The organism is Mycobacterium sp. VKM Ac-1816D, assembly GCF_000416385.1.
GTDB classification, from domain to species: Bacteria; Actinomycetota; Actinomycetes; order Mycobacteriales; family Mycobacteriaceae; genus Mycobacterium; species Mycobacterium neoaurum_A.
Window position 1 is genome coordinate 39,507 of the sequence record NZ_AOHQ01000134.1, and the last position, 24,674, is coordinate 64,180.

General features: G+C 66.4%; 23 protein-coding genes. 15 read left to right on the plus strand and 8 right to left on the minus strand.

The window, feature by feature from the left end; all coding sequences use genetic code 11:
• Positions 1 to 5: 5 nt before the first annotated feature.
• Both G154_RS13455 and G154_RS13460 read left to right on the plus strand, forming a co-directional pair.
• Positions 6 to 914, plus strand: coding sequence for a 2-hydroxyacid dehydrogenase (locus G154_RS13455; protein ID WP_019511440.1), 909 nt, complete (start codon positions 6 to 8; stop codon positions 912 to 914).
• Between the two features lie 88 nt (positions 915 to 1,002).
• Complete coding sequence (locus G154_RS13460; protein ID WP_019511439.1) at positions 1,003 to 3,192, plus strand: acyl-CoA dehydrogenase; 2,190 nt, start codon at positions 1,003 to 1,005, stop codon at positions 3,190 to 3,192.
• Positions 3,193 to 3,303: 111 nt separating this feature from the next.
• Here the strand turns inward: G154_RS13460 and G154_RS13465 are convergent, their stop codons facing one another.
• Entirely contained in the window at positions 3,304 to 4,083 is a 780-nt protein-coding gene (locus G154_RS13465) for an SDR family NAD(P)-dependent oxidoreductase (RefSeq protein WP_019511438.1), read from the minus strand.
• A gap of 115 nt (positions 4,084 to 4,198) precedes the next feature.
• Positions 4,199 to 5,875 carry a long-chain-fatty-acid--CoA ligase FadD2 gene (gene fadD2, locus G154_RS13470; RefSeq protein ID WP_019511437.1) on the minus strand — a complete coding sequence of 559 codons (1,677 nt, stop codon included), beginning with the start codon at positions 5,873 to 5,875 and terminating at the stop codon, positions 4,199 to 4,201.
• 55 nt (positions 5,876 to 5,930) lie between these two features.
• Here fadD2 and G154_RS13475 point away from each other — a divergent pair, with 55 nt between their 5' ends.
• From G154_RS13475 to G154_RS13485, 3 genes are all read left to right on the plus strand, one after another.
• A complete protein-coding gene (locus G154_RS13475) occupies positions 5,931 to 7,151 on the plus strand; it encodes a DNA polymerase domain-containing protein (protein ID WP_023985185.1) in 1,221 nt (406 codons plus the stop codon).
• A 221-nt stretch (positions 7,152 to 7,372) separates the two neighbouring features.
• Positions 7,373 to 7,795, plus strand: coding sequence for an STAS domain-containing protein (locus G154_RS13480; RefSeq protein WP_019511435.1), 423 nt, complete (start codon positions 7,373 to 7,375; stop codon positions 7,793 to 7,795).
• 211 nt (positions 7,796 to 8,006) lie between these two features.
• The gene (locus G154_RS13485; RefSeq protein ID WP_031601285.1) at positions 8,007 to 8,993 is read left to right on the plus strand and encodes an NAD(P)H nitroreductase; all 987 of its coding nucleotides are present in this window, start codon (positions 8,007 to 8,009) and stop codon (positions 8,991 to 8,993) included.
• Here the strand turns inward: G154_RS13485 and G154_RS13490 are convergent.
• Complete coding sequence (locus G154_RS13490; protein ID WP_019513654.1) at positions 8,983 to 9,546, minus strand: TetR/AcrR family transcriptional regulator; 564 nt, start codon at positions 9,544 to 9,546, stop codon at positions 8,983 to 8,985. The genes G154_RS13485 and G154_RS13490 overlap by 11 nt on opposite strands.
• Positions 9,547 to 9,755: 209 nt before the next feature.
• Between G154_RS13490 and G154_RS13495 the strand changes: the two genes are divergently transcribed.
• Positions 9,756 to 10,712 carry a hypothetical protein gene (locus tag G154_RS13495; protein WP_019513655.1) on the plus strand — a complete coding sequence of 319 codons (957 nt, stop codon included), beginning with the start codon at positions 9,756 to 9,758 and terminating at the stop codon, positions 10,710 to 10,712.
• Positions 10,713 to 10,780: 68 nt separating this feature from the next.
• On the opposite strand, the gene G154_RS13500 is transcribed toward G154_RS13495, so the two are convergent.
• On the minus strand, positions 10,781 to 11,635 hold the full coding sequence (locus G154_RS13500) for a LysR family transcriptional regulator ArgP (RefSeq protein WP_019513656.1): 855 nt from the start codon (positions 11,633 to 11,635) through the stop codon (positions 10,781 to 10,783).
• A gap of 290 nt (positions 11,636 to 11,925) precedes the next feature.
• On the opposite strand from G154_RS13500, the gene G154_RS13505 reads away from it, so the two are divergent.
• The 9 genes from G154_RS13505 to G154_RS13545 are packed head-to-tail and all read left to right on the plus strand — an operon-like array spanning position 11,926 to position 20,133.
• On the plus strand, positions 11,926 to 12,450 hold the full coding sequence (locus tag G154_RS13505) for an MSMEG_0572/Sll0783 family nitrogen starvation response protein (RefSeq protein ID WP_162181533.1): 525 nt from the start codon (positions 11,926 to 11,928) through the stop codon (positions 12,448 to 12,450).
• A gap of 9 nt (positions 12,451 to 12,459) precedes the next feature.
• Complete coding sequence (locus G154_RS13510) at positions 12,460 to 13,359, plus strand: carbon-nitrogen hydrolase family protein (RefSeq protein ID WP_023985182.1); 900 nt, start codon at positions 12,460 to 12,462, stop codon at positions 13,357 to 13,359.
• Positions 13,352 to 13,648 (plus strand): MSMEG_0570 family nitrogen starvation response protein, encoded by a 297-nt coding sequence (locus G154_RS13515; RefSeq protein WP_019513659.1) that lies wholly within the window; start codon positions 13,352 to 13,354, stop codon positions 13,646 to 13,648. Before G154_RS13510 ends, G154_RS13515 begins: the two co-directional genes overlap by 8 nt.
• Complete coding sequence (locus tag G154_RS13520; RefSeq protein WP_019513660.1) at positions 13,645 to 14,916, plus strand: MSMEG_0569 family flavin-dependent oxidoreductase; 1,272 nt, start codon at positions 13,645 to 13,647, stop codon at positions 14,914 to 14,916. Before G154_RS13515 ends, G154_RS13520 begins: the two co-directional genes overlap by 4 nt.
• A gap of 9 nt (positions 14,917 to 14,925) precedes the next feature.
• Positions 14,926 to 15,981, plus strand: a complete 1,056-nt coding sequence (locus G154_RS13525; RefSeq protein WP_023985181.1) for an MSMEG_0568 family radical SAM protein — start codon at positions 14,926 to 14,928, stop codon at positions 15,979 to 15,981.
• A complete protein-coding gene (locus G154_RS13530) occupies positions 15,981 to 17,396 on the plus strand; it encodes an MSMEG_0567/sll0787 family protein (protein ID WP_019513662.1) in 1,416 nt (471 codons plus the stop codon). Before G154_RS13525 ends, G154_RS13530 begins: the two co-directional genes overlap by 1 nt.
• Positions 17,397 to 17,405: 9 nt before the next feature.
• Positions 17,406 to 18,242 carry a carbon-nitrogen hydrolase family protein gene (locus tag G154_RS13535; RefSeq protein WP_019513663.1) on the plus strand — a complete coding sequence of 279 codons (837 nt, stop codon included), beginning with the start codon at positions 17,406 to 17,408 and terminating at the stop codon, positions 18,240 to 18,242.
• Between the two features lies 1 nt (position 18,243).
• Positions 18,244 to 19,323 carry an MSMEG_0565 family glycosyltransferase gene (locus G154_RS13540; protein WP_019513664.1) on the plus strand — a complete coding sequence of 360 codons (1,080 nt, stop codon included), beginning with the start codon at positions 18,244 to 18,246 and terminating at the stop codon, positions 19,321 to 19,323.
• Positions 19,324 to 19,332: 9 nt separating this feature from the next.
• On the plus strand, positions 19,333 to 20,133 hold the full coding sequence (locus G154_RS13545; protein ID WP_019513665.1) for a thioesterase family protein: 801 nt from the start codon (positions 19,333 to 19,335) through the stop codon (positions 20,131 to 20,133).
• Positions 20,134 to 20,137: 4 nt separating this feature from the next.
• Here the strand turns inward: G154_RS13545 and G154_RS13550 are convergent, their stop codons facing one another.
• Genes G154_RS13550 through G154_RS13565 form a run of 4 tightly spaced genes read right to left on the minus strand, consistent with a single transcriptional unit; the run spans position 20,138 to position 24,571 of the window.
• Positions 20,138 to 20,596, minus strand: coding sequence for a PPOX class F420-dependent oxidoreductase (locus tag G154_RS13550; RefSeq protein WP_019513666.1), 459 nt, complete (start codon positions 20,594 to 20,596; stop codon positions 20,138 to 20,140).
• A 22-nt stretch (positions 20,597 to 20,618) separates the two neighbouring features.
• Positions 20,619 to 21,638 carry an ABC transporter permease gene (locus tag G154_RS13555; RefSeq protein ID WP_051154386.1) on the minus strand — a complete coding sequence of 340 codons (1,020 nt, stop codon included), beginning with the start codon at positions 21,636 to 21,638 and terminating at the stop codon, positions 20,619 to 20,621.
• A gap of 4 nt (positions 21,639 to 21,642) precedes the next feature.
• Entirely contained in the window at positions 21,643 to 23,223 is a 1,581-nt protein-coding gene (locus tag G154_RS13560) for a sugar ABC transporter ATP-binding protein (RefSeq protein ID WP_110807325.1), read from the minus strand.
• 1 nt (position 23,224) lies between these two features.
• Entirely contained in the window at positions 23,225 to 24,571 is a 1,347-nt protein-coding gene (locus G154_RS13565; RefSeq protein WP_019513669.1) for a sugar ABC transporter substrate-binding protein, read from the minus strand.
• Positions 24,572 to 24,674: the final 103 nt, after the last annotated feature.

Below are 24,674 nucleotides of genomic sequence, written 5' to 3' on the forward strand. Positions count from 1 at the left end.
TCGATATGGTTGCGCCGGAACAAGATTGGCTGGACATCCGGTGGTGCGCCGAGGACGACGACACGACCTTCTATCGCGAGCTCCCGCACGCCGAAGTCATCTGGCACGTGCTGCGCCCACTGTCGGGTGCCGACCTGGAGCTGGCACGCCGTTGCAGGCTGGTGCACAAGCTGGGCGCCGGGGTGAACACCATCGACGTGACGACCGCGACCGCCCGCGGTATCGCGGTCGCCAACATGCCCGGCGCGAATGCGCCGTCCGTGGCCGAGGGCACGGTGCTACTGATGCTCGCCGCACTGCGCCGCCTACCAGCCCTCGACCGTGCCACCCGGGCCGGCACGGGCTGGCCATCGGATCCCAGCCTCGGCGAGACGGTCCGCGACGTCGGCGGCTGCGCCGTCGGGCTGGTCGGCTACGGCAACATCGCCAAGCAGGTCGAGCGCGTCGTCATCGCGATGGGCGCCCCCGCGGACCGCGTTCTGCACACCAGCACCCGCGACGACGGGAACCCCGGCTGGCGCCCGCTGACGGAACTGCTGGCCGAGAGCGACATCGTCTCGTTGCACCTGCCGCTCACCGAGGCCACCCACCATCTCTTGGACCGGCGGGCCCTGGCGCTGATGAAGCCCGATGCGGTGCTGATCAACACTGCGCGCGGGCCGATCGTCGACGAACAGGCGCTCGCCGAGGCACTGCGCGACGGACGGTTGGCTGCCGCCGGACTCGACGTGTTCTCGGTCGAACCCGTCGACGCCGACAATCCCCTGCTCGACCTCGACAACGTGGTGCTGACCCCGCATGTCACCTGGTACACCGCGGACACGATGCGTCGCTACCTGGAGTTTGCGCTCAGCAACTGCCGGCGGATCCGGGACGGCCACCCCCTCGCTAACGTGGTGAACCAGGTGAACTAGGGGCGGGCGGTGACAACCGTCACCCCGCGGGTACCCTCGGTTACCAACCGACCGGTTAATAGGGAAGTTGCCCCCATGGAGGTTAAGCGTGCCCATCGCGATCAACTCTGAACACAACGACCTGGCCGATTCGGTCCGGTCACTGGTGGCCAAGGTGGCCCCGTCCGACGTCCTGCACGAGGCACTGGAGACGCCGATCTCCAACCCGCCGCCGTACTGGAAGGCCGCCGCCGAACAGGGTCTGCAGGGAGTTCACCTGTCCGAGAAGGTCGACGGCCAGGGCTTCGGCATCCTCGAACTGGCCATCACGCTCGCCGAGTTCGGATACGGGGCGGTCCCCGGCCCCTTCGTCCCGTCCGCGATCGCCAGTGCGCTCATCGCCGCCCACGACGCCGAGTCCTCGCTGCTGAACGGTCTGGCTACCGGTGACACCATCGCCGCCTACGCCATCGACTCCGGCCTGACCGCCACCCGCCAAGGCGAGCAGCTGGTCATCCGCGGCGAGGTGCGGGCCGTCCCCGCCGCCGCCCAGGCCTCCGTGCTGGTGCTGCCCGTTTCGATCGACAGCAGCGAGGAATGGGTCGTCCTGGACGCCGACGCGCTGGAGATCGAAGAGGTCAAGAGCCTCGACCCGTTGCGTCCGGTGGCCCATGTCCGGGTCAACGCCGTCGAGGTCGCCGGCGACCGGGTCCTGTCGAACCTGACCCGCGCACACGCCCGGGCGCTCATCTCGACCCTGCTGTCGGCCGAATGCGTCGGCGTGGCGCGTTGGGCGACCGACACCGCCACCGAGTACGCCAAGATCCGCGAGCAGTTCGGCCGCCCGATCGGGCAGTTCCAGGCCATCAAGCACAAGTGCGCGGGCATGATCGCCGAGACCGAGCGGGCCACCGCCGCGGTGTGGGACGCCGCCCGCGCCATCGACGAATTCCACAGCGGCAACGAGGATTCCAAGTACGAGTTCGCCGCCGCCGTCGCCGGAACGCTCGCTCCGGTGGCGGTGCAGCACACCACCCAGGAATGTATCCAGGTCCACGGCGGTATCGGCTTCACCTGGGAGCACGACACCAACGTCTATTACCGCCGCGCACTGGTGCTGGCCGCCGGCTTCGGCCGGGCCGCCGACTACCCGCAGCAGGTCGTGGACACCGCCACCGGCGGCGGTCTGCGCAAGCTGGACATCGATCTGGATCCCGACACCGAGAAGCTGCGCGAGGAGATCCGCGCAGAGGTCGCCGCGCTCAAGGAGATTCCGCGCGAGGAGCGCAACACCGCCATCGCCGAGGGTGGCTGGGTGCAACCGCATCTGCCCACGCCGTGGGGCCGCAATGCCCAGCCGATCGAGCAGATCATCATCGCCCAGGAGTTCTCGACCGGTCGGGTGGCCCGCCCGCAGATGGGAATCGCGGCCTGGATCATCCCGTCGATCGTCGCCTACGGGACCGACGAACAGCAGCAGCAGTTCCTGCCGCCGACCTTCCGCGGCGAGATGATCTGGTGCCAGCTGTTTTCCGAGCCGGGCGCCGGATCGGATCTGGCCAGCCTGACCACCAAGGCCACCAAGGTCGACGGCGGCTGGCGCATCACCGGTCAGAAGATCTGGACCACCGGCGCGCAGTTCTCACAGTGGGGCGCACTGCTGGCGAGGACCAACCCGGATGCTCCGAAACACAATGGCATCACGTACTTCCTGATCGACATGACGTCACCGGGTGTCGAGGTGAAACCGCTGCGCGAGCTGACCGGGGACGCCATGTTCAACACCGTCTTCATCGACGATGTCTTCGTGCCGGATTCGATGGTGCTCGGTGAGGTGGACCGTGGCTGGGAGGTCAGCCGCAATACGTTGACCAACGAGCGTGTCTCGATCGGCAGTGCCGAGCCGCCGTTCCTGGCCAGCCTGGACCAGTTCGTGGAGTTCGTCCGCGACGGCCAGTTCGATCAGATCGAGCAGAACCATGCGGGCAAGTTGATCGCCGAGGGGTACGCCGCCAAGGTGCTCAACCTGCGCTCGACGCTGCTGACGCTCGCCGGTGGCGATCCGATGCCCGCGGCCGCGATCTCCAAGCTGCTGTCGATGAAGACCGGTCAGGGTTATGCCGAGTTCGGTGTCTCCTCTTTCGGCACCGACGGCGCTATCGGCGACAAGGAGCAGGAGCCGGGCAAATGGTCGGAGCGGCTGCTGTTCAGCCGGGCCACCACGATCTACGGCGGCACCACCGAGGTGCAGCTCAACATCATCGCCGAACGTCTGCTGGGCCTGCCCCGCGACCCGTAACGGTCACCTTTTCTGCGCGAGCAGACGCGTGTACCCCTGGAACCAGCCGGTTTTGGGGGTACATGCGTCTGCTCGCAAGCGGGAGGTGCCCCCAGCTCGCCAGGGCAACGGTCAGGGCAGGATCGCGTCGACGTAGCCGCCGTCGACGCGGAGCGCACCACCGGTGGTCGCCGAGGCCAGCGGCGAGGACAGGTACACCACCATGTTGGCGATCTCCTCGGGCTCGATGAGCCGCTGGATCAGCGATTGCGGTCGGTGCAGCCGCATGAACTCACGCTGCGCCTGCTCCCAGGGCAGCTCCTTGTCCACCAGCTGATAGACGAAGTCCTCCACCCCGGCGGTGTGCGTCGGCCCGGCGATCACCGAGTTCACCGTGACACCGGTACCCGCCGCATCCTTGGCGAAACCGCGGGTCACCGCGAGCAGGGCGGTCTTGGACACGCCGTAGTGGATCATCTCCGCCGGGGTCACGATCGCCGAATCACTGGCAATCTGAAGCGCTCGGCCCCAACCCTTTTCGATCATGTTCGGCAGGTAGGCGCGGATCAGCCGGACCGCCGAGAGCACGTTGACGTCGAAGTAGGTGCGCCACTGCTCGTCGGTCACCTCGCGGGCTGGGACGGCCTCGAAGATCCCGAGATTGTTGACCAGCACGTCCACGTCGGGGAACTCGGCCACCAGCGCGGCGGTCCCGTCGCCGTCCGCCACATCAGCGGCGAAGCCGACAGCATCACCTCCGACAGCGGCAACCGCCTCGTCGACGCGAGCCCGGGTGCGGCCGTTGACGATGACGCGGGCCCCGGCGCCTGCCAGGCCGTGCGCGATGGCCAGGCCGATGCCCTGGGTGGAGCCGGTGACGAGCGCGGTCTTACCGGAGAGGTCGATGTTCACGACAAGGTATTACCACCGCGCGCCCCGAGGTATTCCTCCCCGCGAGGGTGCGTCGACTCGCGACGGCACGCGGTGTGTCGGGGTGCAGACACGCACGGTCGCTGGGAAGGTGAGGTCAGTCGATATCCAGCTCGCGCAGTTCACGCTTGAGGATCTTGCCGGTGGGGTTGCGCGGCAACTCCTCGATGAAGACCACCTCACGCGGGACCTTGTAGCGCGCGAGGTTGTCGCGCACATAGGCCTTGATGGTGTCCTCGTCGACGGTGGAACCCTCGACCCGCACGACGAAGCAGCGCAGCCGGTGGCCCCACTCCTTGTCCTCCACGCCGAGCGCGGTCGCCTCGACCACCTCGGGATGGCCGCTGACCAGATCCTCGATCTCGGCCGGGAACACGTTCTCACCGCCGGAGACGATCATCTCGTCATCACGCCCGCTGACGTAGAGCAGATCATCGTCATCGAAGTATCCGACATCGCCGGAGGACAGCAGACCGTCGATGATCTGCTTGCCGCCGCCGCCGGTGTAGCCCTGGAACGGGAAGAAGTTGCCGACGAAGATGCGCCCCACCTCACCCTTGGGCACGTCGTTGCCGTTGTCGTCGAGAATCCGGACCTTCATACCCTTCACCACCGGGCCGACGGTCGACGGATTCTTCGAAAGGTGCTGCGGCCCAGCGATGGTCGCGAACGCGACCTCTGTGGATCCGTACAGGTTGTAGATGACCGGACCGAGGTCCTTCATCGCCCTGGTGGCCAACTCGGCGCCGAGCTGCGAACCGGATACGAACACGATGCGCAACGACGACAGATTCGGCTTGGGCGAGGTCTTCTCGAGCTCATCGAGCATGCGGGACAACATCACCGGGACGACGACGATGGCGGTGACCTTGTACTTCTCGATATCGGCGAGCACGGTCGCGGGCTTGAATCGACGACGCAGCACCAGCGTCGTGCCCAGCATCATGGCGATCGTCGAGTGCAGGAAACCCAACGCATGGAACATCGGCGCCGGCAACGAGGTGACCTCGTTCGACTTGAACGGCACCGAGGACAGCACGCCGCCGATCGGCGCCAACGAGGGCGGGGCACTGCGGTTCGCACCCTTCGGGGTACCGGTCGTGCCGCTGGTCAAAATGATGATCGACGATTTCTTGGTGGCCGCAGGCGGCGGCGCGGAACCGTTCTTGGCGACGATGTCTTCGAGCGTCTCGTCGGTGCTGCCCGACGGTTCGTCCTTGTCGGGGTTCACGCCCAACGCGCGCAGCTTGCCGAGCTCAGGCGCGGCCTGCGAGACCGCGGCGGTGTACTCGTCGTCGTAGATGATGATCCGGCTGCCCTCGCGCTCGGACACCTCTTTGATCTGCGGGCCGGAGAACTCGCTGTTGAGCAGGATGATGCGGGCACCGATCTTGGCGGTGGCATACACCGCCACCAGGAACCACCGATGGTTGCGGGCCAGGATGCCGACACCGTCCCCACCGCCGATACCGCGGGCCAGCAAGGCATTGGCGACGGCGTTGACAGCGTCGTCGAGCTCCTTGAACGTCATGGTCCCGAAGTCGTCGATCACGGCATTGCGGTTCGGGTAACGACGGGCGTTGAGGGCGGGGATCATCCCGATCTCGCCCCACTGCTTCATATCGTTGACGAAGGCGGCGATATCGCGCGGGGGCTCCAGCTTGAGCGCACCCGCCTGGAACATCTTGCGGGCATAGTGCAGCTCCGCGGCGCCCCGATCGATGTACTTGCCTACCGATTCCTGGATCTTTGACAGCGGGCTCAGCTTCGACATCTGTCAACCTTATGTGACGCCGGTCGCTGTGCGGGGTCGAACCTACGATGAGGAGATGGCCGCTCGCGCGCAGGTGGAGATCGCGGGCAGGCAGGTGCCTGTCACCAATCCGGACAAGGTGGTCTTCGCCGATCTCGGACTCACCAAGTCGGATCTGTTCGATTACTACACCGCCGTTGCCGACGGCGCCCTTCGCGGTGTGCGCGACCGACCGATGATCCTCAAACGATTCGTCAAGGGCATCGCAGTGGAGGCGATCTTTCAGAAGCGGGCCCCGGAGAAACGGCCCGACTTCATCGATGTCGCCGAATTGAAGTACGCATCCGGGACGTCGGCCAAGGAGGCGGTGTTCACCGAACCGGCCGGTCTCATCTGGGCGGTGAACCTGGGTTGTGTCGACCTCAATCCTCATCCGGTGCGTGCCGGTGACCTGGAGCATCCCGACGAGCTGCGGGTGGATCTCGACCCGATGCCAGGTGTGGAGTGGCCGCAGATCCTCGAGGTCGCCGCCGTGGCCCGATGCGTACTCGAAGACCACGGCCTGACAGCCTGGCCGAAGACCTCGGGGTCGCGTGGCTTCCACATATACGCGCGCATCCACCCCCACTGGCCGTTCACACAGGTGCGACTGGCCGCCGAGGCGCTGGCCCGCGAAGTCGAGAACCGCAGGCCCGACCTGGCCACGGCGCGCTGGTGGAAGGAGGAACGGGGCGCTCGCGTGTTCGTCGACTTCAACCAGAACGCCAAGGACCGCACCGTGGCCTCGGCCTACTCGGTGCGAGCCACCCCGGATGCGCGGGTCTCGACACCGTTGCACTGGGACGAGGTGCCCGATTGCCGCCCGGAAGCGTTCACGGTGGCCACGGTGCCGGCACGCTTCGCCGAGATCGGTGATCCATGGGAGGCGATGAACGACCATCCCGGGAGCCTGGACGGCTTGCTGGAGTTGGCTCAGCGGTTGGGTCCGGCCGAGAAGCCGCCCAAGGGCACGGGCCGGCGGACCTCGACGATGCCGCTCATCGAGGTGGCCAGGACCAAGACCCGCGACGAGGCGATGGCGGCCTTGGATGTGTGGAGGAAGCGTCATCCCGAGGCGGCGGATCTCCTGGAGCCCGTCGACGTGCTGATCGACGGAATGCGCGGACCGAGCTCGATCTGGTACCGCGTCCGGGTCAATCTGCAACACATCCCGGAGTCGCAGCGACCGGTCCAAGAGGAACTCATTGCCGACTATTCGCCGTGGGATGGTTACAGCGGATCGCAGTGGCGGCACTGAACGCGCGAGTCGGCTACTGGCCGGTACGCGATACCCTAGGTTTGAACTTTTGAAACGTCGCAATGAAAACTATTGCACCACAAGAGATTTCAATTTGCTCAGCGAAACCTTACCCTGCTCTCAGACTATCTTCTTAGCAAAGTCTCAATCACTACTCCCAAGTACCTTAAAGTCGCCCGATAACTTCGGTGTCAGTAGAGATCCACGAAGGGAGGCAGTCCATGACAATCGCATTCCGGTATGGCAACCCCGCCGTCCAGTGCGGCGGTGCAGAACTGCGGGCGCAGTGCCGCCATCTAGCCCTGGTGGTGACGGTATCCGGCGTGATCGACGACAACAACGTCGAAAGCCTCACCGAGCAGGTACGTCGACTGGTCCTGACCGAGAAGCCGTTCGTTCTCGACCTGACCGACGTGACCTTCCTGTCCGCACGCGGTGTTGCACTGCTCTACGCACTCGATGACGAATGCGATATGGCCGGTGTCGAATGGGCGTTGGTTGCCGGCGCCCCTGTGGTCGACGTCCTGCACATGATCGACGACGCATTCCCCATCACGGTCTCCGTTCCGGAGGCGCTGCATCACTTCGCCGAAGGCACCCTCGCCCGGCGTCGCCTGCTCCCCCTCCTTCGCAAGACCGCATAGAAAGGCGGAACGACATGTTGCTCGACGTTCGCTGGTTGACCGCCCTGATCGGTCGGCATCGCAAGCCGGCCCACTAGGGCCCCATCCCGACAACGAATCGGCCCCCGCCACGTCTGTGGCGGGGGCCGATTCACATCTGGAGCAGTCACCGCATCCGGCTAGGGACTTCCGGCCCTACCGACTCCGGCGGCCCCGCCGCACACTCATGACCATGGCAGCAACATCGCAGACAGCGGCCAACGCTCGAATCGTGGAAGACGCCGTGCAGCTGGCGTGCCGGGCACCCTCCTATCACAACAGCCAGCCGTGGCGGTGGGTCATCACCCCCGACGGGGTACAGCTGTTCGTCGACACCGACCGGTTGGTCGCCACCGATACGAGTGGACGTCAGGCGGTGATCAGTTGCGGTGCGGCCCTTGACCATTTCCGCGTTGCGGCTGCGGCCGCCGGCTTCCGGACCACCGTTCATCGCTATCCCGATTCCGGCGACCACCTGCACCTGGCGACCATCACACTGGCACCGGCGGATACCGTCACCGCATTCCAGCGCCGTCAGGCGGATGCGATCCTGGCCCGCCGAACCGATCGTCTGCCCCTGGCAGCGCCCGCCGACCCGGCAACCTACGATCTGCTGCTGGGCGCCGCGCACGACGCCGATGCGGCGGCCGTGGATGTGATCGATCCCGCGGACCGGCCCACCGTCGCCGATGCCGCTCAGCTCACCGAGGCACTGCGCCTCTACGACAGCGCATATCATCACGAAATCGGCTGGTGGACATCACCTTTTGAAGTTACCGACGGCATTCCGCACAGCTCACTCGTGTCGGCCGCCGAGGCGGACCGGGTCGACGTCGGCCGCAACTTCCCGGTGACGCAGCACGCGGAGCGCCGGAGGCACATCGCCGAAGACCAGGCTGGACTCCTGGTCATCTCCGCCCCGGAGGACACCCGGCTGGACATGCTGCGATGCGGCGAGAGGCTCTCGGCATTGCTGCTCGACGCCACCATGGCCGGCCTGTCCTCCTGCACGCTCAGCCACCTCACCGAAGTCCCGGCCACCCGCGACATCGTGGGCGGGCTGGTGAACCGCGCTCATCCGCAGATCGTGGTCAGGATCGGGTTGGCCTCCGAACTCGACGACGTGCCGCCGCCGACACCGCGGCGCCCGCTCGGCGAGGTCCTGCACGTCAGGATCTGAGCAGACCCTCCAACTGGGCGGCCACTGCCTCGAGGGGTTGCACGCTGCGCTCGGCACGGCACATCGCTACGGCACCTTCGACCGCCGCGACCACCAATGTCGCCAGATCGGCGGCGGCGCCGTGGCTGACACCGCACCGACGCAGCGCGGCAGAGAGCTCGGCCGTCCACGTGCTGAACGCGAAGACCGCGGCATCCCGCGCCGCGTCTCCGGGATTCTCGTGCACCGCAACCGCGACCACTGCACAGCCGCGGCCGAAGTCACTATCGACCAGCGTGCGACGCCACATTTGCACGAACGCCCGCAACCCGGCGATCGGACCGTCGACAAGCCCTTGTCGCAGAACAGCGCCGGCCTCGCGGTCGGCCCAGCGCACCGCCTCCGCGGCAAGTTCGGGCTTTCCGCCCGGAAAGTAGTGATACGTCGACCCGAGCGGGGCGTCGGCATGACGGGCCAGTTCGCGCACGGTCATCGTCCCCAAACCGCGCCGCGCCAGCAGATCGGCTGCGCCGGCGACCAACCGGTCGCGCGCGGTGGGCGCATCGCTTCGCAATATTCGCTCCTATAACGTCTGTCATAAAACTGCATGACATGCGGTTATAACGATAGTAATAGAACTTCACCGAGACGTGGGCCACATCCCGGCGTGTCACCGTGTCAACTCCGGCAACCCCGGGTAGCCGATAGTCGAGGGTGCTCACCCGCACCGTCCGATCGACCGATCGGATACATCCATTCCGAATTACGTGCAGGGGGATACGCATGACCGACAAGACCGCGCTCATCACCAACTTACGCACCATCCTTGAACTGACCAGCACCGAAATCCAGATCGCCGAGGTCCGGACGGCGCAGGCGCGCACCGAAGCGGTGCGCGAAGAACTGTCCGCCAATGCCGAGAACGCACGGACGCGTGCCGCGCTGATCGAGGCAACCATCCGCGAACTGGGCGGGTCGCCCGATATTCTCGGCCCACTGCTGGGCCGCGCGGCCGCCGCCGTGAAGGCGCTCACCGAGCAGGCCGAGCCCTTCGCCGAGGCACTGCTTGGCGATCTCGCCCTCGAACACCAGCTCGTGGACCGCGCCCGCTACCTGAAGTCGCTGTCGGTCGCCGCGGGTAACCGCGAGGTGCAGGATCTCGCCGACTCGCTTATCGAGGCCCACAGTGCGACCGTGCTGTGGTTGACCACGGTCTTGGCCGAGGAAGCTCTGGGCGGCCCAGCGGCTTTGCGGCGCACACCGATTCAGGCCGTCGCCGGCGCTGCGGTGAAGTTGGCCAACCTGCCGGGCATCGTGGCCACCAGGGCCTTCGAGCGCGTGTACGCCACCGCCCGCGCGACACGCCCCACCATCGATGAGGCACTCAGCCGCGGTAGCCACGCCGGTGAGATCGCCGTCAAGACTCTCTCGGCTTCACGGGATGCCGCGCTGTCGGCCGCCGAGAAGGTCAGCCGTCGAGAGGGCGCCGCGGAGGTCGCCGATGCGCTGCACACGATCCGCGGCGAGGCCGGTGTGCTGGAGGCCGACGAGTTGCCGATCGCCGGCTACGACGACCTCAACGTCAACGACGCCGTGGCCGCGGTGAAGGAACTCTCCGATGCCGCCGACATCCGAGTGGTCATCGCCTACGAGGAGTTCCACAAGAATCGGCAGCGCGTCGTCTCAGCCGCCCAGGTGCGGCTCAGCGCCATCGCCCAGGAGATCGTCGGCATCAGCTGACATCTGTAGAGAAGTCACAGGTGACCTACGGACCCACCGGGCCGTAGGTCACCTTTTTCTGCGCGGGATCAGCGGAGAGTGCGGGCCGCCGTCGACACGGCGCGACCGATCGAGGCGACCAACGCGCTGTCCAGCTTCCACGACTGCCAGAACAGCGGCACGTCGAGATGGATCGGCGATATCTGGACGAAGTCCGCGGTCACCAATTGCTCCGGATACATTCCCCAGCCCAGGCCGGCGCGCACAGCGGCGCCGAACCCCTCGGCCGTCGGCACATAGTGCACGGCACGATGGACATCGCGCCGGAAAGCCTTTCGAATCAGCTTGTCCTGCAAAGCGTCATCTCGATTCCAGGCCAGCGAGGGCATCTGTGTGGCAGCGGCGGCAGTGAATCCCTCCGGTAGGTACCGCGCCACGTAATCCTCCGATGCGACGGGGACGTAGCGCATGACGCCCAGCGACTGGACCCGACAACCCGGCACCGCGGCTCGTTCGGTGGTGACGGCGCCCATCACCGCACCCTCGCGAAGCAACCGGGCCGAGTGATCCTGGTCTTCGATGCGCACATCGAACAGCACCTCGGGCAGCAGCCCGAACACCGCGGTGAACCAGGTGGCCATCGAGTCGGCGTTCACAGCGACCGCTATGCGAGTGCGTTCGGCGGAGCCAATGGAGGTTTCGGCCAGCGCCTCCGATTCCAGCGTGGCGATCTGGGCAGCCAGGCGCAGGATCGGCACTCCGGCGGGGGTCGCCCGGCAGGGCTTCTCGCGGACCACCAGAACCTGCCCCACCCGCTGCTCAAGAGCTTTGACCCGTTGACTCACCGCCGACGGGGTGATGTGTAGCCGCTCGGCGGCAGCATCGAAACTGCCCAGGTCGAGTACGGCGGCGAAGGCCGACAACTGCTGACCGTCCAGTTTCACCCATCAAGGCTAAACGAAAGCGGCGCCGAGACCGCATCGTTCCCATTGCTAGTGCACTAATCTATGGTGTACTATCCATATCTCAGGCCCGTCGGATTTCCGATAGGGCCATTTCTCGTTGCCGCACAACATAATTCGTGTTTCACGGACGTTTCCGTCGTGAGCCGACGGCAACGTATCCGTATTCCGGGCCTAACCACGCGGAAATACCCGGCGCATCTAATGGAACCAGCCGATCACCGGCCGTCCGGCGACACCGCCGACGAACCGCGATACGAAACCCGGAGCACATCATGACCTTTGACGCATCCATCACCGAGAACATCGCCGCCTCACTGGCCGAGATCCCACATCCCGCCCTACCGAAGGGAACCTCCATCTACGGCGGGACCAAGATCTTCCCGGACTACCAGGCCGAGGCCGGCGAAAGCTACTTCACTCTTGTCCACGGCATCGCCCACGAATCGTCGGTATCGTTCGTGGCGGTCCTGCAGGCCACTCGCGCCCTGCGCAAGGGGTTCGAATCGGCGCTCTACTTCTACGGCCCAGGTGCCATCAACTGCCTTGCCACCCGGGGCTTTCCGACCACCGGTGATTCAGGATTCCCAGGTGAGCAGAACATCAACGACGCGCTGACGACCTTCATCAAGGAGGGCGGTACGGTCTTCTGCTGCCGCTTCGGGCTCGGTCTGCACGGTGGGCGCGAGGAAGATCTGATCGACGGCGTCATCCCGGCCCACCCGCTCGACGTCCAGGATGCACTGATCCACTATGCCCGCAAGGGCGCCATCATCAACTCCACCTACATGGTCTAGGAGATGACGGTGACCATCCTGGCCGCCGTTTCGGCGAACTTCACCCGCGATCTCGAACAGAACTACGCGCTCATCTCTTCGCTCACCGACAAGGCACGGGCAGCCGGCGTGGACTTCATGGTGCTGCCCGAGGCCGCGATCGGCGGATACCTGCCCTCCCTCGGAAACCACGGCGATACCGTGCGAACAACGAAGCGGGATCTGCCACCTGCCATTCGGATCGATGGACCGGAGATCGCACGAGTCCAGCAGATCGTCGGCGATCTCACCATCGCCATCGGGTTCTGCGAACTGGCCGACGACGGCGAGACCCGGTACAACACGGCGGCCGTTCTCGATGGTCACCAGGTGTACGGCACCTATCGCAAGGTCCATCAGCCCCTCGGCGAGGGGATGTCGTACTCCGCCGGGTCGAATTACCGGGTGTTCGACAGCCCGGTGGGCCGGATCGGCCTACAGATCTGTTACGACAAGGCATTTCCCGAGGCTGCCCGGATGATGGCTTTGGACGGCGCGCAGATCATCGCGAGCCTGTCGGCCTGGCCGGCAGCGCGTACCGCCACTGCCCAGAATCTGCAGGACGACCGTTGGACCTATCGGTTCAACCTCTTCGACACCGCCCGTGCGCTGGACAACCAGGTGTTCTGGGTGGCATCCAATCAGAGCGGCACTTTCGGATCACTGCGCTACGTCGGCAACGCAAAAGTGGTCGATCCTGGCGGAAACATACTTGCCACAACGCTTCTGGACAGCGGACTGGCCGTCGCCGAGGTTGACCTGGACACGGCCTTCCGCACCGCCCGCGCCGGGATGTTCCACCTTCGCGACCGCAGGCCCGACGTGTATGGCCCACTGATCGCCCCGACCTCGGCGCACGAGGCGAACTGGCAGGCGCTCGCCCATGCCTGAGATGACATTCGACATCCGCTGGCCCGACGGCAATACCCAGCGCTACTACTCGCCCAGTCTGGTCGTGCACGATCACCTCTCGGCCGGCAGTAGCTACACCGTCGGCGAGTTGGTCCAGCGCACCGGACACGCCATGACCGAGGCCAGTGACCGCGTACGGGCCAAGTTCGGCTTCGCCTGCACCTCCGCGGCTGAGACCGCGTCCCGGATCAGCGGCGCCGCTGCGGGTTTCCCGCTGGACGCACTGGTCGAGATCACCTCGATGAACCCCGGATCGGAGCAGCGATGACCAACACCCATGTTCCTGTGGTCGTCGTCGGGGCCGGCCAGGCCGGATTGTCGGTCAGTTGGTACCTGGGCCGGGCCGGCATCGAGCACCTTGTCCTGGAAGCCGCGACCCCCGTTCATGCCTGGTCGGACAGCCGGTGGGACAACTTCACCTTGGTGACACCCAACTGGCACTGTCGACTGCCCGGTTACTCCTATAGCGGCCCCGATCCGGACGGTTTCATGACTCGCGATCAGGTGGTCGAATGGCTGAACGGGTGGTTGGCGACCTTCACCCCGCCGCTGCGCACACATACCCGGGTGACCAAGCTGACCAATCACATCAACGGCGGATTCGAACTCACCGTCGAGGATGCCGCCGGTTCGCACACTCTCACCTGCGACCACGCCGTCATCGCCACCGGCGGTTACCCGTTGCCCGTCATACCGCCGTTCGCCGCAACATTGGACCCGTCGATCCGCCAACTCCACTCCGAGCTCTACCGCAACCCCGATCAGCTACCGGATGGGGCGGTCCTGGTGGTCGGTACCGGTCAATCGGGCACGCAGATCGCCGAGGACCTGCACCTGGCGGGCCGAGCGGTGCATCTGGCCGTTGGTGGCGCACCGCGGGTGGCGCGGACCTATCGCGGCCGGGACTGCATGACCTGGCTGTCCGACATGGGCCTCTACGATCGACCCGCCGCACAGTACCCCGGCGGCAAGGCGGCGATCGAGAAGACCAACCACTACGTCACCGGACGCGACGGTGGCCGCGATGTCGACCTGCGCCAGTTCGCCCTCGAAGGCATGACGCTGTACGGCTCGCTGACCGACGGTAGGGACGGTCAGCTGCGGTTCGCGCCGAATCTGACCACCGCGCTGGATCACGCCGATTCGGTCTACAACTCGATCTGCGCCGATATCGACGCATACATCGAGCAGAAGGAGATCCCGGCACCCCCGGCCTCGCGCTACATCCCCGTGTGGACACCTGAGGACGAGCCGACCACGCTCGATCTCGTCGGCCGGAACGTCACAAGCATCGTGTGGGCCATCGGCTACCGACCGGATTACCGGTGGATCGAAGCCAGTGCGTTCGACGGTGCCGGCCGACCCATGCAGACCCGCGGCATCACCGGCGTGGCGGGGCTGAGCTTCATCGGACTGCCGTGGATGCACACCTGGGGGTCGGGACGGTTCCTCGGGATCGACCGCGACGCGCGCCATGTTGCGGAGTCGATCCTTGCGCAGCAGAGCAGGTTTCACACGATCGCTTCGGCCAGCTGAGGGGCAGCAATGACCATATCGACCAGAGTCGACCTCGCCCTGATGGGTTTTCGCGGGCAGCCACCGGTGAGCCGCACCTCGGGCGCTGGCCCGAGCGCCGACGGTCACCTCGTCATCGACGGTCTCAATGCCGCGATCCCACGAAACGATGACAGTCCGTTCGTGTTCGACGGCACCAGGGTGCTTCGCGACGGTGTGGACACCGGGCTGGACGTCGAGGTGGTCGACCGCCCACGTTTCTACGATCTACGAACCGCCGACGGGGTCCCCTACGAGAAGATCGCTCGGCTGCACGGCCGTAACGTGCTGGCCACCACGGTGGTGCAGACGTGCATTCGCTACGAAGCCGAACAGCGCTGCCGTTTCTGCACCATCGAGGAGTCACTGCGCACGAACTCGACCACCGCGGTCAAACGACCGGCCGAGTTGGCCGACGTGGCCGCGGCGGCGGTGCGGCTGGACGGGGTGACCCAGATGGTGATGACGACGGGTACATCCGCCGGAACCGACCGGGGTGCAAGACATCTGGCCCGTTGTGTTCGAGCGGTCAGGGCGGCGGTCCCGGAACTGCCCATCCAGGTGCAGTGCGAACCTCCCGCCGATCTGTCCGTCATCGGTGACCTTCGTGAAGCGGGGGCCGCCGCGATCGGTATCCACGTCGAATCACTGGACGACGACGTGCGCCGGCGGTGGATGCCCGGCAAGGCGACCGTGCCTCTGGAGCAGTACCGCGACGCCTGGCGGGAGGCGGTCCGGGTGTTCGGCCGCAACCAGGTGTCCACCTATCTACTCGTCGGTCTCGGTGAGGACCCGGACGACCTGGTGGCCGGCGCCGCGGAGTTGATCGGCATGGGGGTCTATCCGTTCGTCGTGCCCTATCGGCCGCAGGCCGGGTCGCTGGCGGTCGAGGTCGATCATGCGCCGGCGCCGGATTCCGCACTGGTGGAGAAGATATCTCGCGAGGTGGCGACAAAACTGGCGATGGCGGGCATGGCCGGCGCCGAGCAACGCGCCGGCTGCGCGGCCTGCGGTGCGTGCTCGGTGTTGCAAGGGCTCGGAGCCTGATGATCCCCTTCGACCACAGCACCTCGACGTCAACGGCAGACCTGTCGATCCTGGCCGGGACACGGCCGCGCGCACCGTTTCTCATCCGTCGAGGCGACGGAGCGGATGTCCGCTCCTACCGCACCCTGCGCCGCATCGAGTTCGTCGGTGTCCAGCGCTTGTTCGCCGGATCGGACTCCGACGACACAGACGACGACCCGCGCACCGTCGTGCTGGTTGCCGTCACCGCCGACGGCGAACTCCTCGGCGGTGTGCGGTTGGCACCGGTCGGGTCCCGTGACCTGGGATGGTGGACCGGCAGTCGCCTGGTGACCGCACCACGGGCCCGTTCGGCGGGCGTCGGACCGGCATTGATCCGAGCCGCCTGCGCCTACGCCGAATCGGTCGGAGTGTTGCGATTCGAAGCCTGTGTGCAGAACCGGTACGAGGCCGTCTTCGCCGCCATGGGGTGGGAACGCCTGGGCGACGACCAGGTCGGCGGCCGGCCACACAGCCGGATGCGCTACCCCATCAACCCTTTCGGCGCACTCGCGGCCGCAACGAAGTCGTTTCTGGGTCGTTCACTGGCCCCGCTACGCGCTGTGCCGGGCGGGCTCGGAGCCGATGGGTACATCGGCGACGACGGCGCCCCGGTACCCGGCACGGACCTGGTCGCCGCATGCGATGCCATCATCCCGTCGATGGTCGAACGCGATCCGGAGTGGGCCGGTTGGTGCTCGGTGCTGGTCAACATCAACGATCTGACCGCCATGGGCGCCGTTCCCACCGGATTGCTCGACGCGGTGGCGGCCCCCACACGGCGGACCGTGCAGCGCGTGATCGGTGGTCTCGCGGCCGCATCGGCGGCATGGGATGTCCCGGTTCTCGGTGGGCACACCCAACTCGGTGTCCCCGCCGCACTGGCCGTCACCGCACTCGGCCGGACGAGTGATCCGGTACCCGCCGGTGGCGGGCGCGTCGGCGACCTGGTGCGGCTGACCGCCGATCTGTCCGGCGGCTGGCGGACCGGCTACACCGGTAAGCAGTGGGATTCGAGCAGCACCCGGTCCGGCGCGGACCTCGCCGCGCTGTCGGGGGTCGTTGCCGGGATGCGCCCCCGCGCCGCGAAGGACGTCAGCATGGCCGGTGTGGTCGGCACCCTGGGCATGCTCGCCGAGGCGAGCGGTACCGGCGCCGAGCTGGAGGTGTCCGCGGTGCCTCGGCCGCAGACCACCGACCTCGCGGCGTGGCTGACCTGCTTCCCGGGTTACGCCATGCTGACCGTCGGATCTGCCCAGCCGGTGCCGCTTCCCCACGGTGTCGTGGCCGCCGACTGCGGACGGTTGACCGCCAGCGTAGGCGTACGCCTACGCTGGCCCGACGGGGTCACCACGACCGCACTGTCGTCGCCGGTCACCGGACTCGGCCCGGCCTGAGGAGAGCGCATGGCACCGGTCACCCTCGGCGCGGTCGCCGCACACTTCGGGCGTGATCTCGATCGCGGCGTATCCAAGGTCGTCGGCATCATCGAGTCCGCCGCCCGCGACGGAGTGGACATGTTGGTCCTACCGGACGCCTGCCTCGGCGGTTACATCGGTGATTTCGCTGCCCCCGACCCCGATGACCCACCACCCGCTCTGGATCCCGACGGTCCCGAGATCGCAGCCGTGATCGCCGCGGCGGGTCCCATGACGGTGTGCGTCGGCTATGCCGAGGAGGCCGCCGGTGGCAGCCGCTACAACGCGGCCGTCTGTGTGTCCGGTGACGGCGTCCTCGGTCGCTACCGCAAGGTGCACCAGCCTGCCGGTGAGTCGCTGACCTACCTGGCCGGTGATCGCTTCGACAGCTTCGACACCCCGGTCGGCCGGGTCGGGATGCTCATCGACTACGACAAGACCTTTCCGGAGGCCGCCCGCACCCTGGCACTCGACGGGGCGCAGATCATCGCCGCGTTGTCGGCTTGGCCGGCGAGCATCACCGACCGTGCCTCCCGGCTGCCCGCGGACCGCCAGTCGCGCCTGTTCGACCTGTATGACTGCGCGCGCGCCGCCGAGAACCAGGTGGTGCTGGTGTCCTCGAACCAAACCGGGGTGATGGGGAATCTGCGGTTCCTCGGCCAGGCCAAGATCGTCGGTCCGGGCGGCGACATCCTGTGCACCACCAGGTCGAAGGGCGGGCTGGCCGCCGCGAAAGTCGATGTCGAGAACGAGATCGCCAGGGCAAGAAAGGTATTGAATCACCTGACCGAGTTGCGCAGCGACATCTACCGGGTTCGGAGGTGACATGCGGATCGCTCTGCTCACCTACTCGACCAAACCGCGCGGCGGCGTGGTGCACACCCTCAACCTCGCCGAGGCGCTGGCACGAGCCGGTGCCGAAGTCACGGTCTGGTCGTTGGCGCGCGCCGGCGACCGAGGATTCTTCCGGTCCGTGGATCCGGCGGTCTCGTTACGACTGGTCGAGTTCGTCGACCTCCCCGGCGACACCGTCACCGACCGCATCGTGCGCTCCATCGACACCTTGCGGGGCGAATTCACCCCGGACAGTTATGACATCGTGCACGCCCAGGACTGCATCAGCGCCAATGCCGTCGGGCACTGTATCCGCACCATCCACCACCTCGACGAGTTCACCACGCCGATTCTTGCCGAATGTCACGAGAAGGCGATCACCGCGCCGTACGCACGGATCTGCGTCTCCTCCGCAGTTGCCGCCGAAGTGCGGGCGGGCTGGGGTATGGATCCGACGGTGATTCCCAATGGTGTTGCAGCACAAAGGTTCATCGACGCCGATCCCGGATTCGGCCAGCTGCGCCCCTACCTGCTGACCGTGGGTGGCATCGAACCCCGCAAGGGCACCCTCGACCTGCTGGAGGCCTATCAGCTACTGCGCAGCCGGCATCCGGAGCTCGCGCTGGTCATCGCGGGTGGCGAGACGTTGTTCGACTACCGCGACTATCGCCGAGCCTTCGAATCGCGAAGCGTCGCACTGGGCATCGAGCCGATCATCCTCGGTGCCATCGCCGATGACCAGCTACCGGGCTTGGTGGCGGGTTGTGAGGTGTTCGCTTTCCCATCTACCAAGGAGGGCTTCGGTTTGGCCGCGCTGGAGGCCCTGGCGGCCGGCCGACCGGTGGTCACTCGCGATCTGCCGGTCCTGCGCGAGGTGTTCGGCTCCGCCGTCCGGTTCGCCTCAGATGTGGACGGTTTCGCGGCGGAGATCTCCGCTGCACTGGCCGATCCCGGCGACTCCGGCCCCGGGCGTGCGCTAGCACTGTCGCTGACCTGGGACAGTGCGGCCCGAGCGCACTTGGCCTTCTACGAGAAGCAGCTTTCGGCATTACAGAGCGGTCGTTTTTTGTAATATGCCGAGATGGCAGACACCGCGGCGACACCGTTCACGACGCGCCATGGGGACGAGTTGGTGCCCAACGCGGTCGCCCACGGCGGCTGGGGCCCTACCCTGGGGGGTCAGGTCATCGGCGGCCTGCTGGCCCGGGCCATCGAGCAGCAGGTCGCCGACCCCGATCTGCATCCGGCCCGGCTGACGGTCGACATCCTGCGGCGGGTGGCCACCGAGCCGGTGCGTGCGAACGCTTCGGTGCTGCGGGCCGGTCGGCGGATGTGTTCGGTGGACGCCACCATGACCCAGGGCGGCCACGTGGTCGCCCGGGCATCCGCGCTGTTCCTGCGGCGCAGCGCTCAACCGCCCGGCCGATTCTGGACCGCACCGGTGGAACTGCCGCCGATACCGGACGAACCCGATGTCATCGCCGAGAACATGCCGATGTTCATCCGAGCCTACGGGTCCTCCGATGATGCCGACTTCCCGTGGCAGCACGACGGACCGCGCCATGCCTGGGTTCGCGAGTTCCGGGAACTGGTGCAGGGCGAGTCGATGACGGCGTTCGTACGTGCTGCGATGGCGGTCGACATCACCGCTTCGATGGCGAACTTCAGCACCGCCGGGCTGGCATTCATCAACGCCGACTACACCCTGACGCTGAGTCGGTTACCCGACGGCCCGTTCATCGGCCTGGCCGTGCAGAACCACAGCGCCGCCGACGGTATCGCCACCGGATCGACGGCACTGTTCGATCATCTCGGGCCGATCGGCATCGGATTGTCGACCGCGATCGCCAGTTCCGGGTTCGACCCCGCCGGCCGGAGGTGACCCGTCAGCTCGGCGGCGGGAAGCCCCCGGTGGCAACCGGACCCCACCGTCGAGGAGTGATACGCAACAGGCACTTGCCCTGATCCAGCATCGCCTGCCGGTACTCGTCCCAATCCGGATGCTCACCGGCGACGGCGCGGAAGTAGTCGACCAACGGCTCGACGGCGTCCGGTAGGTCGATGCACTCGGCATCGCCGTCGATCTGGACGTACGGTCCGTGGAACTCCTCGGACAAGACCGTCACGCTGGCCCGCGGATCACGGCTGATATTGCGCGATTTGGCCCGCTGCGGATAGCTCGCGATCACGATCCGCCCCTGCTCGTCGACACCACCGGTGACCGGTGAGCTCTGCACCGAGCCGTCGGAACGGAACGTGGTCAGCACCATCTGGTGGCGCGGCCGGACGAAGGCGAGCAACTCGTCGCGGGTGACCGTATCAGCGGTCGCATAGTTACGGGCCATGCACCGATTCTAGTGCCCCGATCTACTTGACGATCAGTTTGCGCTGGGAGGCCATCGTGAAGACCGCCGCGACGATGATCACCAAACCCTTGATGATGGTCTGGGTGTAGTCCGCCGCTCCGATCTGGTTGAGCCCGTTGGACAGAACGGTGAGGATGAGCACACCGAGCACCGTGCGACCGACACCGCCGACACCACCGGAGAGTGCGGTACCGCCGATGACGATGGCGGCGATCGAATCCAGCAGGATCGTCGAACCGAGTGTCGGTCCCGCCGATCCCAACTGTGCGGTGAGCAGCAGCCCGGCCAATCCCGCGGTGATTCCGGAGAGCACCAGGATCAGCACCTTCACGCGTGCGGTGCGTACACCCGCCAGCTCCACCACACGTTCGTTACCGCCGATCGCGTAGACGTAGAGCCCGAACCGCGTTCGGCGGGCCAGGAACCAGACCACCGCAAGGGTCAACAAGGCGATCAGCGCGGCATTCTGGATGTTCGGGATGAACTGGCCGATCGCCAGGTTGCGGACCGCCTCGTTGGTGAAGTTGATCGTGCTGCCCTGCAGCACCGTCAACCCGATACCGGCGAACAGCGACAGGGTGCCCAGGGTCGCGATGAACGACGGCACTCGACCATAGGCGAAGACCACCCCATTGATCAGGCCGATCGCCGCACCGACGACAACGGCGATGAGCAGCACCACGATCGGATTGCCGAATCCGCTGTTGATCAGTGATGCGATCACGGCCCCGGTGAGTAGGGCGATCGAGCCGACCGACAGGTCGACGCTGCCGGCGACGATCACCAGAGTGGCCCCGAGCGAGGCCAATAACAGTATTCCGGCCTGCCCACTGATCAGGGTGAGGTTCGCCGCCGACAGGAAGGCCTCGGCACGCACGGAGAAGAACACCACCAACGCCAGCAGGGCCGCCAGGGGCAGTACATCGCGCACGATGTTGAGCCGGCTCGGGGGTGAGTTGGCAGGCTTCCCTTCCGCGGCGGTGTCGGGTGTGCCTGCAGGGCGGGTCAATTCGGTGGTCATGTCGTCATCCAATGCTGGTAGGTACATGGGTCGAGCCGGGGATCATCAACGCGACCAGATCGTGTTCACCGGGCTTGTCGTCCGGCGGGGCGTCGATGACGGCCACCACACGCCCCTCGGTAACCACGGCGATCCGGTTGGACAGGCCGATCAGTTCGGGCAGGTCATCGCTGACCAAGATCACCGCGGTGCCGTCGGCGGCCACCTGCCGCAGCAGGTCGTAGATCCCCTCACGCGCACCGGTGTCGACACCCTGGGTCGGCTCGTCGAGCACCAGCACATCCGGCTTACGCAGCAGCCACTTGGCGATCAGGACCTTCTGCGCATTGCCACCTGAGAGCGAGGACACCGGCGCGTCGATGCCCCGTGCAACGATGCCGAGCTCACAGACATACTTCTCGGCAACCTTGCGCGCGCGTCCGACGGCCCACAACCCGACCCGCTTGGTCGCGAAATGATCATGCAGCGAAGCCAATTGGATGTTGTCGACGATGGATGAGGAGGTCACCAGGCCCTTGTCGGAACGATCGGGCGGGACGTAGGCGATACCGGCACGGACATGATCGCCGATGCTCCCCGCCACCGTCTTGCCGTCGACCAGCACCCGTCCCGCGGTCGGCCGAACCGCCCCCGCGATGATCTCGCCGAGCACGCGCTTACCAGAGCCCTCGGTACCGGCCAGCCCGACGATCTCGCCGGGAGCAACCTGCAGCGTCCCATCGCGCAGCACCCCGGCGCCCGCCACGCCCTCCACGACCAGCCGCGGCGGCACGTCCTCGGTGATGCTGCGTTGTAGGTTTTCCCGGTAGTAATTCTCGGTCCGCGACCGGCCCACCATCAGGCGGTGCAGTTCGCTCTCGTCGACCCCCGCGGTCGGGCGGTCGGCCACCGATTCACCGTCCTTGAAAACCGTGATCCGATCAGTCGATTCGATGATCTCCTGCAAACGGTGCGATACGAACACCACAGCGGCGACCCCGCGCAGACGCTTCAACAGCAGCAGGAAGTTGTCCTCGTGCTCGGAGTCCAGCGCTGTGGTCGGCTCGTCGAAGAGCACCACGGGCCGTGCCACCTCCAGTAGATCGGCCAACGCGGTCACCCGCGCGATGTCCAGGCTCTGCTTCTGCCCCGGGGTCAACGATCCCGTCGAGGCATCCACCTCGACCCCGTCGACATCGGCCTTGCTCAGGGCGTCGGCGGCGGCCCTGCGCAACGCACGGTGATCCAGCCCGCCGAGCCGGGTCCGAAACAGCTGCTCCCACCCGAAGAAGACGTTCTGATACACCGGAAGTGAGTCGATCAGCGCCGCCTCCTGGAACACCCGGAAGATGCCCAGTCGGTTGGCGTCCTGGTAGGACTTCGGGGCGATATCACGGCCGTCGAGCTGCAAGGTGCCCGAGTCGAAGGGCAGCACCCCGGACACGATGTTGAGGATGGTGCTCTTGCCTGCACCGTTCTCCCCGATCAGACCCACCACCTCGCCGTCACCGACGCTCAGATCGACACCCTTGAGGGCCCGGTGCGCCCCGAAGGTCTTGACGATGTTGCGGGCCAGCAGGCGCGGCGCGCCGTTCACAGAGCTCACATCACACCTTCTTGTAGGGCGACGGACCGAGCACCGGCGTGCGGTAATGGTCCTTGTAGAGGGCACGGATTCGGTCGAAATCGCCGTTACGCCGGGCATTCAGATACGACTCCGGGTACTCGAACCCCTCGGGCTTCGGCACGCCCGGCCAGATGGTCTCCAGGTCTTCGACCGGGTAGCCGTCGAACTGCAGATCGAAATCCGTGGGATGTTCGGTGCGCGAAAGCAACCGGACGTCGAAGGACTCCCCGATCGGTCCGTCGACGTAGCGGGCCTTGAACGCACCGACGTTCTCGGCGGTGATGATCTCGGCGTGCCAGCCGTAGAAGCGCTCGGCCGCTTCGGGTTTCCATCCGTTGAGGCGGTCGTGGAACTGCGCCAGTGTGACGAACGACGGGTAGGCCGGAACGTTGCCTGTGGTCACCAACTGGGTACCCTGCACGATGCGGTCGATACCCGCGGTCGAGCCGTTGGCCCCCACCACGAACACGTCCTTGCCCGGCACCTTCCCCGCGGCTTCGATCCCGGCGACGACCCCGGTGGCCGCGTCATCGTTGACCGCCACGATGCCGACCGTGTCGGGATAGCGGGCCAGCAACGACGCAGCGGCCCGTTGCGAGAGGTCGGCGTCATACTTGGCGTGTAGTTCTCCGGCGAAGGTGATCTTGGGGTACTTCTTCAGGGTGTCGTGCACGGCGAGCCGGCGCTGCACCTCCAGACCGTCGATCGACGGGTAGTAGCCGCCGACCCGCACGACGGTTCCCTCCTCGTTGATCTGCTTGGCCAGCACGTCCACGGCCTTGCTCACCGAGAGGTACTCGTCGGGCATCAGGAAGGAGTTGTACTTGTCGCCGTAACGATCGCTGTGCCACGGCGTATACCAGGCCGGCGAGTTCCAGGCCGCCTGGAAGAGCACGCCCCGGTCGTTGGCATCGTGGGCCAGCGTGGGCAACGAACCCGGGTCGTTGAGTCCGACGAAGATCGCCGTGGTCTTCTGGGTGAGCAGCTGGTTGAACTGGTTCGACTGCACCGCGGCATCGCTCTTGCCGTCCAGTACCACCGACTTGTAGCCCAGTTGCGCAGCGGCCTCCTGAAAAGCGTTGCCCCACTGCACCTGGTAATCACCGGTGGATGACCAGTTGAGCAGCGCGATCTGGCCGTCGGTGTAGGCCACCGCCCCGCCTCGAGCGGCATCGCGGCGCCCGACCGCGGTCAGCGCGCCCGCGGAGGCCAGCGCCGCGGTACTGCCGGCGAGCAGCTTGACGAACTGCCGCCTGCCCAGCCCATAGGTGTCCAGCTTCTCCAGAACGGAGTCGATGGCGCGACGGTTGTCGCTCTCGGATGTCATCGCCCAGAAGGTAGTCGGCCCAGTCGATTTCGCCGAGTATCTCGCGCAGGATAAAAATAACCGTGACTGCAACCCACGCTGAGGAAAACTCTTGTGGCGCGTG

Coding starts and splice junctions, on each gene's coding strand:
- G154_RS13455 (WP_019511440.1), top strand. CDS start 6: ATGGTTGCGCCGGAACAAGATTGGCTGGACATCCGGTGGTGCGCCGAG.
- G154_RS13565 (WP_019513669.1), bottom strand. CDS start 24,571: ATGACATCCGAGAGCGACAACCGTCGCGCCATCGACTCCGTTCTGGAG.
- G154_RS13520 (WP_019513660.1), top strand. CDS start 13,645: ATGACCAACACCCATGTTCCTGTGGTCGTCGTCGGGGCCGGCCAGGCC.
- fadD2 (WP_019511437.1), bottom strand. CDS start 5,875: ATGTCGAAGCTGAGCCCGCTGTCAAAGATCCAGGAATCGGTAGGCAAG.
- G154_RS13545 (WP_019513665.1), top strand. CDS start 19,333: ATGGCAGACACCGCGGCGACACCGTTCACGACGCGCCATGGGGACGAG.
- G154_RS13485 (WP_031601285.1), top strand. CDS start 8,007: ATGGCAGCAACATCGCAGACAGCGGCCAACGCTCGAATCGTGGAAGAC.
- G154_RS13530 (WP_019513662.1), top strand. CDS start 15,981: ATGATCCCCTTCGACCACAGCACCTCGACGTCAACGGCAGACCTGTCG.
- G154_RS13540 (WP_019513664.1), top strand. CDS start 18,244: ATGCGGATCGCTCTGCTCACCTACTCGACCAAACCGCGCGGCGGCGTG.
- G154_RS13555 (WP_051154386.1), bottom strand. CDS start 21,638: ATGACCACCGAATTGACCCGCCCTGCAGGCACACCCGACACCGCCGCG.
- G154_RS13475 (WP_023985185.1), top strand. CDS start 5,931: ATGGCCGCTCGCGCGCAGGTGGAGATCGCGGGCAGGCAGGTGCCTGTC.
- G154_RS13495 (WP_019513655.1), top strand. CDS start 9,756: ATGACCGACAAGACCGCGCTCATCACCAACTTACGCACCATCCTTGAA.
- G154_RS13515 (WP_019513659.1), top strand. CDS start 13,352: ATGCCTGAGATGACATTCGACATCCGCTGGCCCGACGGCAATACCCAG.
- G154_RS13535 (WP_019513663.1), top strand. CDS start 17,406: ATGGCACCGGTCACCCTCGGCGCGGTCGCCGCACACTTCGGGCGTGAT.
- G154_RS13525 (WP_023985181.1), top strand. CDS start 14,926: ATGACCATATCGACCAGAGTCGACCTCGCCCTGATGGGTTTTCGCGGG.
- G154_RS13480 (WP_019511435.1), top strand. CDS start 7,373: ATGACAATCGCATTCCGGTATGGCAACCCCGCCGTCCAGTGCGGCGGT.
- G154_RS13550 (WP_019513666.1), bottom strand. CDS start 20,596: ATGGCCCGTAACTATGCGACCGCTGATACGGTCACCCGCGACGAGTTG.